The following is a 15,526-nucleotide window of genomic DNA, read 5'->3' as shown; positions in this document are numbered from 1 at the left end:
GATGCCACGAGTTGCCCTGATCGCCGATCGCCACGGAATGGCCGAATACGCCAAGAAGGCGGGTGCGGACGTGGTTGTGGTGCACGAACCGGCCGATCCCGCCGACCAGATCGCAGGATTCTGCCAGCAGACGATCGCTCGGCCTCTGGACGACCCGTCCGGAATCGTGGCGGCGTTGCGCCCGCTGCACGAGCAGCAGCCGTTCAGCCGCGTGCTGACGACCAACGAGGAGGGGGTGCTGGCCGCGGCGGTCGCCACCGCCGAACTCGCCCCCGCCGAACTCGGACTCCAGGGCAACAGCGTGGAATCGGTGCTGGCGCTGAAGGACAAGTCGCTCACCCGCCAGGCGATGGAACGCCACGACATCGCGCCGGTTCGGCACCGGGTGGTGTCCAGCGCCGCCGAGTTGGAGGACTTCCACCGCGAGATCGGCGATCACATCATCGTCAAACCGATGGACAGCATGGCCAGCGCGAACGTCCACTTGATCGCCGAGCCGGACGGAACCGGCGACGCATGGCGGCAACTCGTCGCCGCCGGGTACCGGACCGCGCTCGCCGAGGAGTACCTGCGCGGGCCGGAGGTCAGCGTCGAGACGCTGTCCGTCCGGGGTGAACACCACGTGGTGTCGATCAACGAGCACCTGTTGAACGACTACTTCGTGGCCGTCGGGCACACCATGCCCAGCCGGATCACCGGGGACCACTTCGCCGAGCTGTGCTCGCTCACCAGGCGGTTGCTGGACGCCGTCGGCCTTTTCGAGGGCCCCTCGCACACCGAGTTCATCCTGACCGAGCGCGGTCCGCGGATCGTGGAGTCGCAGAGCCGGATGGCCGGGGCCGGCGTCGGTGAGCTGGAACGTCGATCCCACGGGGTGAACCGCGCTCGGCTTGCCGTGACGGTGCCCTTGGGGCTGGAACAGGTGCCTGCCGGGCTGCCGCTGGACGGCGGCGGCGCGGCAATCAGGTTCTTCGTACCGCGCCCCGGTGAGGTCACCGCGATCCGTGGACTGGACGCAGTGGACGCGACGCTGACCCACACCGGCATCGACACCTACGGCCGCACCATGAACGAGCTGCTCGATTTCGCCGGAGTGGAGGTCGGGGTGCGGCTGGCCGCTCAGGTCGGTGATGTGGTGCCCGAGATCCAGTCGGGACTCGAGCGCCGGATGGGGTACGTGGTCGCGTCCGGAAGAGATGGCGCCGACGCGGCTCTGCGCGCGGAGTCGGTCATGAACCGGATCGAGATCGAGACCAGGCCGATCTAGCGCCGGCCCGGGGTCAATGCTCGACGGGAAAACCAGAACGGGTGGTGTGGAACGGGAATCCTTTCGGCAGTTGCGAATTTTGAAGAAATAGAAATCGTTGTGCGTAGGTAGATCTGAGGAGGATTAGGGTGACCGCGATTTCGCGAGTCGTCGGCCGTGAGGTTTTCGACAGCAGGGGCAATCCGACAGTCGAGGTGGATGTCTTTCTCGAGGACGGCTCGTTCGGTCGTGCGGCCGTTCCGTCCGGTGCGTCCACGGGGGCCAACGAGGCCGTCGAGCTCAGGGACGGGGACGCGCAACGCTTCCACGGCAAGGGCGTTCGCAAGGCGGTGGATGCGGTCAACGGTCCCATCGCCGAATCGCTCGGCGGGCTCGAGGCGGAGAACCAGTCGCTGATCGACGAGACGATGATTTCCCTTGACGGCACGTCCGACAAGGGAAAGTTCGGCGCCAACGCGATTCTCGGCGTTTCGCTGGCCACCGTGAAGGCGGCCGCCGCGGCACATCGACTGCCGCTGTACCGCTACGTGGGTGGTGCGGGCGCCCGGCTGCTCCCCGTGCCGATGATGAACATCATCAACGGTGGTGTGCACGCTGCCAACGCCATCGACTTCCAGGAGTTCATGATCGCGCCGATCGGCGCGGAGAGCTTCTTCGAGGCGGCGCGGATGGGTTCCGAGGTCTTCCACACCCTGCGGAAGTCCCTGGCGGCGGCCGGCCACCACACCGCCGTCGGCGATGAGGGCGGGTTCGCCCCCGACCTCACCTCCTCCGACGAAGCACTCCAGTACATCGTTCGCGCCATTGAGGACAGTGGCTACGAGCCCGGCGAAGACATCACCCTGGTGATGGACCCGGCCGCTTCCGAGTTCTTCTCCGGCGGCGTGTACGACTACGTCGGAGAGGGACGCAAGCGCTCGGTCGAGGAGCACGCGCACTACCTCGCCGAACTCGTCTCGAAGTACCCTATCGCCTCGATCGAAGACCCGATGGCGGAGGACGACTTCGACGGCTGGAAGCTGCTGATGGAGCTCCTCGGCGACAAGTGCCAGCTCACCGGTGACGACGTGTTCTGCACCAACGTCAACCTGCTCAACGACGGCATTCGCAACGGCATCGCGAACTCGATCCTGGTCAAGGTCAACCAGATCGGTTCGCTGACCGAAACCCTGGCCACGGTCGACACCGCTCACCGGGCCGGCTACACCGTGGTCATGTCGCACCGCTCCGGCGAGACCGAGGACACGACCATCACCGACCTCGCTGTTGCCACAGGTTGCGGTCAGATCAAGACCGGCTCGATGTCCCGGTCCGACCGCACGGCCAAGTACAACCAGCTGATCCGCATCGAGGAAGAACTCGGCGCGCAGGCCAGGTATGCAGGCAGGTCGGGCCTGCACGTTCGATCCTGAACGAGCTCGTCCGGCACATGGCCGGTTGCCGTCGCGCACCACGTCGATCGCGGGTGGTCGGCGGGGTGCGCGCACGGTGCCTACCCGTCTCGATGCTGGCAGCGGTGTCTCCCCTGGTGTCGTGGAATGGGGATTGCCGGAGTTCGCGATCCTCCGAGTGCTCGCCGTATGGACCGCACTCCATGTCCAGGAGCACGTCCAGGCCGAAGACGCGCAGTTTCACACGGGCGTTGGCGGAGATGTTCCCGGTCAGCACGGAAGAGACCATGTATGGTTCCGCCGCTACCACGGCGCGAGCGTCACACGCGCAGGGGGTGGTTCCCCGCGTTCACTGCTGTCTGGTCGACGGGTAGGCATCCGGCTCTTCCGCTGCGGCATCGTCATGGCTACTGCCGTAGACGATTCACCATGATTTCCCAACTGCGCAAGGGTGGACATGTGGCGGGTTACCAAGGGATCTGCATCTATGCTGCAGGGAAAATCACCAAGCCCCGCCGTGTACGGACGCGCGGGTACTCGGGCAGGCCATGTCGTGGTCCCTCTCGTGCTCGCTCCATCCATCGGTGGTCGTCTGGTGTTGCGGCGGTGGAGGTCATGGTCGCCGCGGACGGATGGCCGAGGCCGGATAGAGCTCTTCGTGACTGCGAACGGTGTATGACTGGTAGGTCTCGCTGGCATACCTCGGCATGGGCAAATGGGTGAGTCTTGACGAATTCACCCTTGTCGCCCTCATTGAGGACAGACGAGACACTGCAACCAACGATTTCCGCACTGCTGCCAGATCGGCCGTAGCGGAACCTGATTGGACGCTTCCTGGCCCACGCGGCGCGGATTAGACTCGCTCTGCTTCTGTGACCCCACTCGCCGTGGCAACGAGAACACTAACGGACTGCTTCGCCAGTATTTCCCGAAAGGCACAGAATTGTCCTTGCATACCCAGGAAGAGGGTGGCGCAGACTGCGGCCGTGCTGATGTTGGAGCCGGACGTAAAGAAGGTATCCCGCGAGGACTCCGACGGCTACCGCCCTGGACTGTCACCGGTGGACTCGTGCGGGTATGTCGGCAGCGGTGCTTCAAGACGGACTGGGTCGTCGATGTGGATGTGAAGGCCTTCTTTGGCTCCGTGCCGTGGGATCTGATGCTCAAGGCGGTGGCGCGTCACACGACCCGGCGGTGGGTCATGTTGTATGTGGAGCGCTGGCTGAAGGCACCGATGCAGATGCCCGACGGAACCTTGGTTGATCGCCATCTGATGCGCTGGGCAAGACGGAAGTACAAGCGGCTCGTACGCAGCGAAGCCCGGACGAGAAGGTGGCTGAAGGGCGCCCGGCAACGATCTCCCAACCTGTTCGCGCACTAGGCGCTGCGCTACACGACCTGACAACTGAACGGCACGAGCCGGATAAGCCGAGAGGCTTACGTCCGGATCTGTGGGGGACGGCGGGTGAAATCCCCGCCGTCTACCCGGCATTGGAAGAAGGGTCAACAGTCATGTCCGAATATGCCATTCGATGGATCAGCTTGGACGGCAATAACTGGAGCGCGGAAACCAAGTTCCCCAACCACCAAACCGCCAACGAGCGTCTACCGCGGCGCGAACACCGACATCAGCCTCAGATACATCGTCTTCGACGGCAAATCCTGGAGCGCGGAAACCAAGTTCCCCAACCACCAAACTGTGGCACAACCGGCCCTCGCGGTGTTCAACAACTCGCTGTACTGCGTCCACCGGGGCGGCAACGACGATGCTCTCTGGTATTCGTCTTTCGACGGCACCCGGTGGAGCACCGACACCACCATCTCCAACTACCACTCGGCCGCCGGACCGGCGCTCGCGGTATTCAACAACCAACTGTACTGCGTCTACCGCGGCGCCAACACCGACATCAGCCTCAGATACATCGTCTTCGACGGCAAATCCTGGAGCGCGGAAACCAAGTTCCCCAACCACCAAACTGTGGCACAACCGGCCCTCGCGGTGTTCAACAACTCGCTGTACTGCGTCCACCGGGGCGGCAACGACGATGCTCTCTGGTATTCGTCTTTCGACGGCACCCGGTGGAGCACCGACACCACCATCTCCAACTACCACTCGGCCGCCGGACCGGCGCTCGCCGTATTAAAAAACCAACTGTACTCCGTCTACCGCGGCGAATAGGCATGCGGAGGAGCGGTAGGTGGCATCGCACATGTCACCGCGGTGTCCCATTCGGTGGGTCCGGATGGGACACCGGCCGCTCGGTCAGCCGCCTAGCGATCTTTGGTCGCGGGCGGGAGTCGGCTCTGCATGGTCTTGCGCCTCTTCCGGGCTGTGGCCGTCGGGGTGGTCTTGTTGGTCGGGTTGGGTGTAGTCGGCTCGGGTAGGCGCTTGATCCCGCGTGATCTGGAGGGAGCGGACGCAAGCGACGTTCCCGCACGCTGGCGTGATGTCCGTTCGCTGACAATCTGATACGTATCACCAGCCTCGCCCGGCGACTCATGGTCCCCGGCGGGGCCTGGCCGGCAGCAAAGGGCACTCACCCGTCGGCAGGTCATGCGTCGTGGGGGCGCGGCGTCGACGCGGAAGTCCTTTACCGTGTTCGGGTTTGTCGTGGGCAGGTGCCGACCGAGGTTGCCGGGCGCACCCCGCAGATCAAACGTTGTGGAAACACAACGTTTGAAGGGACCAAGTGCGACAACGACCCTGAGCCCCACACGTCTCGGCGCGCGGCGCGTTCGTCTTATCCAGGGGTAAAATCGTGCAGTTCGATTGGTCCGGTCCGGACGATGTCGATGTCAAGGCGGGAAATGTGGAGTGGGGTCGGTTGTGAGGAGGAGACATGGCTACCGAGCAGCGGAAGCCGGCGGGTGCTTTGGGGTGTCTCCATGTGGTTGTCAAGCCGCAGCGGGCGTGGCGTCTGGTTGGGGGTGTCGGTAGTAGGTCTTGTTGCGGAGCATGGCGAACAGGACGTCGCAGCGGCGCCGGGCCAGGCAGATCAGCGCGGCGTTGTGTTTCTTTCCTTCATCGCGTTTCCGTTGGTAGTAGTTCCTGTTGGTGGGGTCGGACAAGGCTGCGAACGCAGCCAGGAAGAACGCTCGTTTGAGTTTGCGGTTGCCGGTGCGGGCCGGGTGTTCTCCCTTGATGGAGGAGCCCGAACTGCGGGTGACTGGGGCGATGCCGGCGTAGGCGGCGAGGTGGGCGGAGGATTTGAAGCTGGAGGCGTCGCCGATCTCCAGCAGGATGCGGGCGGCGGTCCTGACCCCGATGCCGGGCATCGAAGTCAGGACTCCGGCAAGAGGGTGTGCCTTGAGCATCTCCTCGACCTCGGCTGCGACCTGTTTACGTTGTTGGACAACGGTTTTCAGGTTGTCGGCGAGGCGGGGCAGTAAGGTGTCGGCCGCGGTGGTGCCCGCGACGGTCACGGTCTGTTCGTCCAACGCCGACAGGATTGTGGTGATCAGCTTGTCGCCTATGCGGGGTGCGTGCGCGGCCGCAATCGAGGCGAGTTCGCGCCGCCCGGCGGCGCGGATGCCGGCCGGATCGCCGCAGCGGGACAGGATCTCCAGTACCGCCGGGTGCGTGATCTTCGGGCCGATAGCTCGTTCCAGGGCCGGGTGGATTCCGGTGAGCAGACCGCGGATGCGGTTGCTGATTCGGGTGGCCTCGCTGGCCAGGTCGTCGTCGAACCCCGAGAGCACATCCAGCTCTGCCAGCGTTTCGTCGCCTACGTCGACCGGGCGCAGCGCGTGCGGCAGCGAGCGGGCGGCGTCACCTGTCCGCGTGAAGACATCGGGACGACTGGCGGGTGCGGCCAAAAACAGTGATCAAGGCTGTGATCAAGACGGATGACTTATCGGCACCCACAGGGACGGCTAACGTCAATGATGGGTTAGCCGTACCGCCGGTGGGGAAGACGGACGAGCCAACCACCCACAGATTCGGGTGGGCATGCGAGAGTCCGTCAACGTTGACTACGGATGTGGCCCGGTCGGTGCCCATGCGCATGGTGCCCATTGGTGGCCCGCGCTGTTGAACTTGAGCGGCGGTTGCAGGGGATCGATCTCCGTAGCCCCTGCGGTGTCCCCAGGTGCTGCCAGAAGCGGCGGGCGACGAAATGACCGTAGGCCAGGGCACTGCGGGTGCCGATAAATCATCCGCCCAGTTCAGGCTGCATGTTGGTACTCGTGAAGGGTTTCGCCGAGCCGATCTCGTCGGCGGATCTCCAGGTCTCTGATCTGTCCTGGCTCGGTGATCGGTTCGGGTAGCGGGCGGAGCGGAGCTGCTTGATTCAGGGCTCGGTGTGGCCGGTGCCCGTTGTAGTACGACTCGAACTCGCGCAGGGCATGGAGCAGATGGCGCTGGTGCCAGATGAGGGTGCGGTCCAGCAGTTCGTGTCGGCTGGTCTGTATCCAGCGCTCCATGATGGAGTTCATCCGGGGCATCCGGATGCCGCTGGTGACGATCTCGAGGCCGGTATCGGTCAGCACAGTGTCGAAGGCTTCCGTGAACTTGGAGTCTCGGTCGTGTATCAAGAATCTGGCCTTGCTGCCTGCGTCCTCCAAGTCCATGAGGAGGTTGCGTCCGAGCTGCACGATCCAGTCTGCGGTGGGGTGTGCGGTGGCGCCGAGGATCCGGATGCGTCTCGTGGAGTGTTCGATGGCGGCGAAGACGTACAGGCGCGCCCCGGTCAGGGTGCGGGTCTCGAACAGGTCGCACGCGAGCAGTGCCTGGGCCTGGGTGCGCAGGAAGTCGGCCCAGGTGGTGCTCTGGCGTTCCGGTGCGGGCGGGATGCCGTGCTCGCGAAGGATTTCCCAGACGGTGGAGGCGGCGACCTTGATGCCCAGGGCCGCGAGCTCGCCGTGGATTCTGCGGTATCCCGACGAGACATTTTCCCGCGCCAGGCGAAGGACTATGGCGCGGATGGAGCGGACCGTGGGCGGGCGTCCGCGTCGTTTCGGCATGCAGGTCGCGGGATGGCGCCGGTTGAGCAGGTCGCGGTGCCAGCGCAAGATCGTGTCTGGGCGTACCAGTAGAAGGAGTTGCCGCAGCTTATGTATCGGGAGGTGATGGAGCAGACCGGCGAGCACGATGCGGTCGGTGCCGGTGAAGGCAGGCTTGCCGACCTGGCGTTGCAGGACCAGCAGTTGGTGCCGCAGGGCAAGGATCTCGATGTCTTTGTCCCGGTCGCTCATCGCCAGCAGACGAAGGAGCGTGAAAGTGTTGGTCGCGGTGAGGTAGGCCAGGCGCAGCAGCACGACAGATCATGATGCCGCCCGGGCCCTGTCCACGTGAAGATCGCGGGGCGAGCGGCGGCCACTGGCCAGAGGCGGCGATCAAGGCCGTGACCTGTGCGGATGATTTATCGGCACCCGCAATGTTCACCGAAACCCGTCTGGTATCGACCGATGTGCGGCACCCTGTAGATCATGAGCGGTCCTGAGCCGAACCCTGAGCGTCAGCACCCAAAGCCGATACTGGTGATGCCTGCCTGGGTCATCTGGGCAGGCGCCGGAGCTCTACTGATCACCGCCTCGGTTTCCGTGTTCATCCTGCTCAGCCTGTTTGGCGGTGGAACGGAGCAGGACAAGATCCGGTTGGAGGCGGTCAAACTCGCCGGGAGCATCGTGATCGGCACCGGCGGTGCCGTCGCGCTTCTGCTGGCCGCCCGACGCCAACGCACGACCGAACTCGACCTTGACCACAGAACCCGAGTCGCGGCCGCGAACGAGCATGACGCCACCGAACGCCGGATCACCGAGCTCTACACCGCCGCCACCGAACAGCTCGGCTCGGAAAAGGCCCCGGTCCGCTTGGCCGGCTTGCACGCCCTGGAACGGCTGGGCCAGACCTACCCCAGCCACCGCCAGACCATCATCGACGTCTACTGCTCCTACCTATGCATGCCCTTCACTCCGCCAGATAACACCGCACAAGGTCGCCCCGCAGCAACCAGCCCACGGCGTCTCGGATTGCGACCACCGGCCCCCCGGTCGGTGATCACGGATCTGCGCACCGCGCTCGGTTCCGGTTCCCATGCCCAGAACGTCGAAGGCGCACGGCAAGAACTCAAAGTGCGTCTCACAGCACAGCGCCTAATCACAGATCACCTGCGACCCAACCACGACAAGAACGGAAACCCTACCGACCCTAAGTTTTGGAACAACATCGACCTCGACGTCACCGGAGCCAACCTCATCGACTGGAACATGCAGAACTGCCAAACCCGCGCTTGCCGATTCGACGGTGCGACCTTCCATAACACTGCTCGGTTCGACGGTGCGACTTTCCATAACACTGCTGTGTTGGACGGGGTCGTCTTCAAGGATGACGCCTGGTTCATCAGGGCGACCTTCCAGGGCGACGCCACGTTCGAGGAGGCGACATTCCAGGACCACGCTGTGTTCGGCAGCGCAACTTTCCAGGGCGACGTCGCGTTCCGCAGGGCGACTTTCCAGGGCCATGCCACGTTCGACGGTGCAACGTTCCAGGACTCAGCCAGTTTCGGCGAGGCGACGTTCCAGGACTCCGTCGCGTTCGAGGAGGCGACATTCCAAAAGTCCGCTTCATTGGGGAGATCAGGCTGACATCGCGCATCGCGCAGCAGACCTCGGCTGCGGTGCCCGTTCGGGTGTCCTGGCCAGCGGCTACCCGCTCCAGCAGCTGCCGGGCGTGCGAGCGGTACACGAGCTCGAACTCCATGCGCTCGTGGGTCGAGGTGAGCAACGAGAAGCTGTGGTAGAGCCGGTCTGCCTGCTGTGGGTGGCGCGTGCGGGCCTTCTCGATCTCCTCCTCCGCGCGGCCGGAGTACTGCGCGACGAACTGGCTACCCTGTTCTCCCTCGGGTGGACCTTTGGACTCAACAACCAGCGCGAGCGCGGGCTCGAAGTGCTCCAGGAATGCTTGTCCATGACCAAGCAGCTTGGTGATATGTACTGGCGTTCCTGGGCGCTGTGGGCCGTGGCCCACAGCGAGGTCGACCACGCAGTAAGCGCCAGAAACAACAACGTGTGTGGGGCGCGGGGAGTGCCGCAGTAGTTGTCAAGTCAAATGAGACAGGACTGTTGAGCAGGTCGGTCACCTGCGCCCGTTCGGCACCGGACAAAGCCTTTGGCGGTGGCTTCCGAGGCGGTCAGGGGCCATGCGTCACACCTTTCGGGTTGACGTGCCTATATTAGTGCGTCGCCCGAGAAATCCCGGGCAGCACGCACGATTTCTGCACCGAAATCTGGGCGGCACGCAGGTCGGAGAACGCGGTGGTCATGATGTCGTCGGCGGCTCGTCGTTCTCCGCGCTCTCGGGAGGACCTTCCAAGAGCGCGCGCGTTTTCCCATGATGTCGTCCAATGCCATCCGGGTCTTCGTCAAGCCGCCTTTCAATTTCTCGTTCTGGTGGCGAAGCTTCTCCAACTCGATTTGCTCGGCCGATTTTCAAAAACACGGCCACCAAGAGCGACCGGTCAAGATCACGAAAGATCGAGGCCGGGAGACGAGAGGAGGCGAGGAGGCGAGAGACTAGAATTCTTGCCTCACCCAGGTGGCGATTTGGGTGCGAGTGTTGAAACCGAGTTTGACCAGAATATGCTCGACATGGCACTCGACAGTGCGCGGTGAAATGACGAGTTGTTCTGCAATACCTTTGTTGGACATGCCTTTGGCAACGAGCATGGCAGTTTCGCGTTCACGGCGAGTGAGCGATGGTTCCGCGGACGCGGCAGGGGCAGAAACCGTTGTGGACGGCTTCGTTTTCTCACCGAGGGCCTCGCCGACGGCACGACGAATAGTCAACTGCGCGCCTTGTTCATAAGCAGCATCAAACGCACTATCCCCGAGTGATCTCCGAGCCCGCGTTTCACATTCCGCGTATAGCTGATTAAAGGCGTAGAAGCCGAACCGAGGGTTACCGATCGGCCGCCACATCGCGTCGCTTGCTCCAAGCAGCCGCGCAAATTGTGTGACGTCGCCTTCACTAGCGCTGATCACGGCCGCCACGTCGAGACAAGCCGGCTGGCCCAACAAATCATCGAGATTCTGCATGATCCCAAGCGCCTCCCGTATGCGTGCGCGTGCTTCGCTGAGGTCGCCGTCGAGCAACCGAGCAAAGGAAATCGCCCACAGAGTCCAGGACATTACCCATTGCTCGCCATGCGCTGCGCAGAATTTCTGACACTCGCGGAGGATATCGGTAGCACTGTCGAGATCCCCTAGGCAGGCGGCGGCCAACGATCGGTGCATGTATGCAATACCGGTAAGGCAGTTCAGTTCGTCCAACGCCCGATGCTCGGCGAGTGGCCGGTCCCACATCGTCGTCGCGGTCGCGAGATCACCTTTCAACAGGAAGGTCATGCCCAAGAACTGCGTCGCATGCGCCAGCACCCGTTCGTCGCCGCTCTGGCGCGCTAGTGCACAACTCTCGTCGAGAAGCACGATGCTCTGCGCGATGTCCCCTTGCAGGCCGGCAATATAGCCATTAATACAGAGCGCCCAGGCGCGGTCCCGGTCGGGCTGCGTATGTTTCGCGAGTGCTCGTCCCAGCCAGTAACGTCCGTCACGCAGGCAACCGCACGCGATCCAGTAATACCATAGTGCCGCTGCCATGCGTATCGCGGCGCGGGATTCGCCCGGTTCGGTCAGGCAAAAGTCGAGTGCCCTCCAAAGGTTAGGTCTATCGAGTCTGAGACGTTGGCTCCACGGCTTCTGATCGGGGCCGAAGCAACCGGCGTAAAGCTGCTCCGCGAAACGAAAATAATGATCCCGGTGTTGGCGGCGCACTATCAATTCCTTGCCGTTGTCGACAAGCCGCTCGTGTCCAAACTGTCGAATCGTCTCCAACATCCGATACCGCGCCGGAGAGCCTATTCCCTTCTCGCGAGTAAGAACCGACTTTTGCACCAGCCCCGCCACTCCGGTGAACACGTCCTGCGCGTTCATCCCCTCATCCGCGCAGACGCTTTCCGCGGCCTCCAGATCGAATCCCCCGGCGAACACCGACAACCGAGCCCACAAGACCCGCTCCTGCTCCGAGCATAGATCGAAACTCCACTCCACTGCTGCCCGCAACGTCTGGTGGCGAGGCAAAGCGCCTCGATTGCCGCTCGTCAGTAGTCGGTACCGGTCCTCCAACCGGGCCACAATTTCCTCTACCGACAACACTCGCATCTGCACGGCGGCCAACTCGATAGCTAATGGCAAACCATCCAACCGCTGACACAGCCGCGTCACGGCAATCTCGTTATCCCCACTCAGCTCGAAACCGGGCAGCACCGCGGTAGCACGTTTCTCAAACAATGTGAGCGACTCGTACTGTGAGCCCTGCCGTGGGGCGTTGACCGTCAGTTCGCCATTGTTGTTCGTGCTGGTCACATCGGGCACCGACAAGGACGGCACCGGCCAAACGTGCTCGCCCGCCACACCCAGTGATTGCCGGCTGGTGACCAAAAATCGCACGCCGGGGGCAGCGGGCAGCAGCCTGCTGACGAGCTCGCTGCAGGCATCGAGCAGATGCTCGCAGTTATCCAAAACGAGAAGCAGACGCTTATCCGCCAAGTACTCGATCAACACCGCGTCCAACGCGCGCGTCGAACGGTTACGTAACTCCAACGCCTCAAATAGGGCGTGATACAGTAACGATGGGTCCTGCAGCTTCGCTAACTCGATCAACCACGCCCCTTGCGGGAAAGTCCGCCGAACATCCCGAGCTACCCGCAGCGCGAGCCGCGACTTACCCACGCCGCCAGCGCCAGTCAACGTTACCAACCGCGACGCTGACATCAATCGCTTAACTTCCGCCACAGCCTGCCGTCGGCCCACAAAGCTCGTCGGTTCCCCCGGCAGAGTGCCCGACACACTGACCATCAAAACCACCAGAGAATCTAGTTCAACCCTCCATAGTACTGGAGGACGTGGTCAAGTCAATGTCACGCGTGGGCTCTTCGAAAACGCCCGCGTGAATGAGTCGTTGCCTCACGGACGGATGCCCGCGTACCGGCATGTCGCCGATCCGCGGTGGTCGGGGTGGCTCATCGCGCTGATGGGATTGGACGATGGGTCAGCGTCAGGCGGTGACAGGCAGAGCGTCACGCGCTACCGGTCAGCATCCGAGACCGGCAGGGCCGCGATCTCGGACGAGTTGTGCGCGTTGACCGGGTGGCGCCATGACCCGTAAGGCGCTGCGGCGGCGTTGCGACCGAGACTCGTTGTGCGGCAACGGAAACCAAGCCAACTGGTGTACGTGCCCCCGAAACGAAACCGGCGGAACCCCCGTGGCGGCAACGGGCTGCCGACCCGGAGGCAAGCTGTTTAGGGAAACCGACTCACCTCGGTCTGTTTCAGGTTTCCTGATCACTGATCATGGCGCACGGTGGCGAGTTGGTGACGGAGGGTGATTTTTCCGGTCTTTCTCGCGGTCGGTCATCGGCCAGCGTTGCCGGGCAGCAAAGACGTGGGCGGCAGCGAGTTGACAAAGTGGACCAGCAGGAGACGCGATCACGCCGGACGGTAAGCCCGTCATACGCCGATGGCTGTTGACCTGCGCGGATCAACTCGCGTGCACGCCCAGACTGGAGGTGCGCCGAGGTTCTCGTAATTATGCGTACCCGCTCCGTGACTGCTCTCAAGGCTCAGTCGACGTGTGAAGGCGCCTGGCATGATTTCAAAACGCGAGACCTACCCAGCGCGCGGACGGCGATGCATCGATTTTCAAACAACACGGCCACCAAGATCGACCGGTCAACATCACGAAAGATCGAGGCCGGGAGACGAGAGGAGGCGAGGAGGCGAGAGACTAGAATTTTTGCCTCACCCAGGTGGCGATTTGGGTGCGAGTGTTGAAACCGAGTTTGACCAGAATATGCTCGACATGGCACTCGACAGTGCGCGGTGAAATGACGAGTTGTTCTGCAATACCTTTGTTGGACATGCCTTTGGCAACGAGCATGGCAGTTTCGCGTTCACGGCGAGTGAGCGATGGTTCCGCGGACGCGGCAGGGGCAGAAACCGTTGTGGACGGCTTCGTTTTCTCACCGAGGGCCTCGCCGACGGCACGACGAATAGTCAACTGCGCGCCCTGTTCATAAGCAGCATCAAACGCACTATCCCCGGGTGATCTCCGAGCCCGCGTTTCACATTCCGCGTATAGCTGATTAAAGGCGTAGAAGCCGAACCGAGGGTTTCGCATGCTGGTTTTTCGGCGATGGGCATGGGCTATCGCCGTCGCGGGTGGGCGACGGTGCGCTGGTGGCGCGGCTGGTGCTCTGGTCGGTCGAAGCCGAACCGGATGCGCTCGGTGGTGGCCCAGGCGCTGAAGAACCGGTCCAGGCCGAGGGTGTAGGCGACCAGGCGTATGACGATGCCGCGGGCCCGGACGATGACCATGTCAGGGATGCGGATGATGGTATCGAGGAACCGCTTGAACTCCATGCGGACGTAGGCGTGGCGATCTCGTGTGCGGTGCATCATCATCGCGTACCAGGATTTGATGTTCCAGGCGAGCGCGGCGATGGGCATGTAGGCCCAGTTGCTGTGCAGGTTGTCCACGGGGGCGTGCAGGGCACCCAGGCCGGATTTGAGCTGGCCGACGATGTTCTCCTGGTCGCAGCGCTCGCCTGCCAGTTCGACGATCTGCGCCGGGGTGTGGGTGCCGGCGGTGTAGGTGGTGATGTAGAAGAAGTAACGGATCTCCTCGATGAGGACGTTCTCGCCCTTGGTGCGGCTGATGTTCTTGCGCCCGACCACGACGCGGTAGGAGCGCTGGCATTTCCTGGGCTTGTAGGTGAACTCGGCGATGTCTTCGTAATTGAGTTCCAGATTGAGAAACCCGCGTTGCGTGACCACCTCCTTCTTCCGGTTGTGGCGCCGGGTCCGAGTGGTGCCGGTCCTGGTCTCATACGGTGCCGGGCGGTAAACATTCAGGTGCTTTGCTGTGGGCTATCCCCAAGAGCCGGGACGGGGCGGTCGAGGCGGTGCGGGTGCTGCGGATCGCGCGCCGCAGTGCGATCGCCACCACCCTCAACAACCGGCCCCGCAAGGTACTCGGATGGAAAACCCCTGCCGAGATCCTCGAACATCACCTACAATCGCCCCAAACAAGCGGTGTTGCCACGACCGCTTGAATCCGTCCGCTCGCAGATCTCCGCCAAAAGGCACAACCGTCTACCGGTCTCCGGCATCACTGGGAAACTCGCTGGTCGTAGGGTGATGGCCGACGGAGGTTACTGCGGCAACCTGACGCGATCACGTTTTACCAGAAACGACTCACGGGCCGAGCGGTCGGCTCCGAGCTTTGGAGCCGGAGAGAGACCGATGCCCCTTTTCTTCTATTGGCAGGGTTAAGGGGGCACACTTGCCGGGCTTCCCCGGTGGAATGTCGTGTTTTGCTGGCAGTGTCGCTCTGATGTCGCGGGTGCGACGCCGAACGCGCGCATGACGAGAATCCGTGAGGGGCGATGTTTGGCTAGGAACGTTGGTTTCTGCTGGCGGCCCCACGGCGGGTTCCGGAGGCCGGGGAGGGGGGTTTTTGGCTGGATTTGCCAAGCTCGCTCAAGACGAATCGTCCAGGTGGGGCCGGAGACGTTCACTTGTATGACCGCTGCGCGGGGCGTCGGGCATTCATACCAAGTTCAGGAGCGCGGCACGGATCGATTCGACACCCCACCACAGGCCCACCTTGTGGAGGTCCTGGTGTTCTGCAATGAACTCCGCGATCAGCGATGTGGCCTCGATCCCGGCCGCGAAGAAAGCCGACGCTGCTTTGAGAGTCGCGTTGTCACGCCCTGGTTCTACGTTCTTCCGGCGTAGTTGTTGCAACTCCGCCGACTCTTCGGACGCTACACCCGCACGCGCCCTGGTGTCGATCTCGCGCCGACCCTATCTG

The 15,526-nt window shown here is 63.1% G+C and carries 12 protein-coding genes and 1 pseudogene; 7 read left to right on the top strand and 6 right to left on the bottom strand.

The features are described from left to right. The first annotated feature begins 1 nt into the window (after position 1). From SSPN_RS0123435 to SSPN_RS0123420, 4 genes are all read left to right on the top strand, one after another. On the top strand, positions 2-1,267 hold the full coding sequence (locus SSPN_RS0123435) for an ATP-grasp domain-containing protein (RefSeq protein WP_010309689.1): 1,266 nt from the start codon (positions 2-4) through the stop codon (positions 1,265-1,267). A 128-nt stretch (positions 1,268-1,395) separates the two neighbouring features. Then, positions 1,396-2,679 carry a phosphopyruvate hydratase gene (gene eno, locus SSPN_RS0123430; protein ID WP_010309687.1) on the top strand — a complete coding sequence of 428 codons (1,284 nt, stop codon included), beginning with the start codon at positions 1,396-1,398 and terminating at the stop codon, positions 2,677-2,679. Between the two features lie 1,096 nt (positions 2,680-3,775). Continuing rightward, positions 3,776-4,039 (top strand): hypothetical protein, encoded by a 264-nt coding sequence (locus SSPN_RS0123425; RefSeq protein WP_202798961.1) that lies wholly within the window; start codon positions 3,776-3,778, stop codon positions 4,037-4,039. A 141-nt stretch (positions 4,040-4,180) separates the two neighbouring features. Further along, positions 4,181-4,837, top strand: coding sequence for a hypothetical protein (locus tag SSPN_RS0123420; RefSeq protein ID WP_202798897.1), 657 nt, complete (start codon positions 4,181-4,183; stop codon positions 4,835-4,837). 716 nt (positions 4,838-5,553) lie between these two features. On the opposite strand, the pseudogene SSPN_RS45305 reads toward SSPN_RS0123420, so the two are convergent. The 3 genes and pseudogenes from SSPN_RS45305 to SSPN_RS60225 all read right to left on the bottom strand — a co-directional run. Beyond that, a pseudogene (locus SSPN_RS45305) lies at positions 5,554-6,429 on the bottom strand (IS110 family RNA-guided transposase); the annotation flags it as partial. After that, entirely contained in the window at positions 6,428-6,793 is a 366-nt protein-coding gene (locus tag SSPN_RS62860) for a GMC oxidoreductase (protein WP_394378784.1), read from the bottom strand. The gene SSPN_RS62860 and the pseudogene SSPN_RS45305, both read right to left, overlap by 2 nt. Before the next feature lie 29 nt (positions 6,794-6,822). Continuing rightward, positions 6,823-7,914, bottom strand: coding sequence for an integrase core domain-containing protein (locus SSPN_RS60225; protein ID WP_010309675.1), 1,092 nt, complete (start codon positions 7,912-7,914; stop codon positions 6,823-6,825). Positions 7,915-8,085: 171 nt separating this feature from the next. Here SSPN_RS60225 and SSPN_RS45300 point away from each other — a divergent pair, with 171 nt between their 5' ends. Continuing rightward, complete coding sequence (locus SSPN_RS45300; protein WP_148272026.1) at positions 8,086-9,243, top strand: pentapeptide repeat-containing protein; 1,158 nt, start codon at positions 8,086-8,088, stop codon at positions 9,241-9,243. Positions 9,244-9,391: 148 nt separating this feature from the next. Further along, positions 9,392-9,694 (top strand): hypothetical protein, encoded by a 303-nt coding sequence (locus SSPN_RS0123400; protein WP_029535652.1) that lies wholly within the window; start codon positions 9,392-9,394, stop codon positions 9,692-9,694. Positions 9,695-10,170: 476 nt separating this feature from the next. Here SSPN_RS0123400 and SSPN_RS0123390 read toward each other — a convergent pair whose 3' ends face one another. From SSPN_RS0123390 to SSPN_RS0123380, 3 genes are all read right to left on the bottom strand, one after another. Further along, entirely contained in the window at positions 10,171-12,510 is a 2,340-nt protein-coding gene (locus SSPN_RS0123390) for a LuxR C-terminal-related transcriptional regulator (RefSeq protein ID WP_044575409.1), read from the bottom strand. A gap of 928 nt (positions 12,511-13,438) precedes the next feature. After that, entirely contained in the window at positions 13,439-13,831 is a 393-nt protein-coding gene (locus SSPN_RS51755) for a response regulator transcription factor (protein WP_083822062.1), read from the bottom strand. A 26-nt stretch (positions 13,832-13,857) separates the two neighbouring features. Further along, positions 13,858-14,487 (bottom strand): hypothetical protein, encoded by a 630-nt coding sequence (locus tag SSPN_RS0123380; RefSeq protein WP_010309666.1) that lies wholly within the window; start codon positions 14,485-14,487, stop codon positions 13,858-13,860. Between the two features lie 856 nt (positions 14,488-15,343). Between SSPN_RS0123380 and SSPN_RS60220 the strand changes: the two genes are divergently transcribed. Beyond that, the coding region (locus tag SSPN_RS60220) for a hypothetical protein (protein WP_237710706.1) at positions 15,344-15,526 on the top strand (183 nt) is incomplete at its 3' end.

The organism is Saccharopolyspora spinosa NRRL 18395 (assembly GCF_000194155.1).
Taxonomy (GTDB): Bacteria; Actinomycetota; Actinomycetes; order Mycobacteriales; family Pseudonocardiaceae; genus Saccharopolyspora; species Saccharopolyspora spinosa.
The sequence above is the reverse complement of the archived record's forward strand: the minus strand, read 5'-3'. Positions and strand labels throughout refer to the sequence as shown.

What these genes read in the sequence shown, in the direction of transcription:
- SSPN_RS45300 (WP_148272026.1), top strand. Translation starts at nt 8,086, where the DNA reads ATGAGCGGTCCTGAGCCGAACCCTGAGCGTCAGCACCCAAAGCCGATA.
- SSPN_RS0123420 (WP_202798897.1), top strand. Translation starts at nt 4,181, where the DNA reads ATGCCATTCGATGGATCAGCTTGGACGGCAATAACTGGAGCGCGGAAA.
- SSPN_RS51755 (WP_083822062.1), bottom strand. Translation starts at nt 13,831, where the DNA reads ATGCGAAACCCTCGGTTCGGCTTCTACGCCTTTAATCAGCTATACGCG.
- SSPN_RS0123390 (WP_044575409.1), bottom strand. Translation starts at nt 12,510, where the DNA reads ATGGTCAGTGTGTCGGGCACTCTGCCGGGGGAACCGACGAGCTTTGTG.
- SSPN_RS0123435 (WP_010309689.1), top strand. Translation starts at nt 2, where the DNA reads ATGCCACGAGTTGCCCTGATCGCCGATCGCCACGGAATGGCCGAATAC.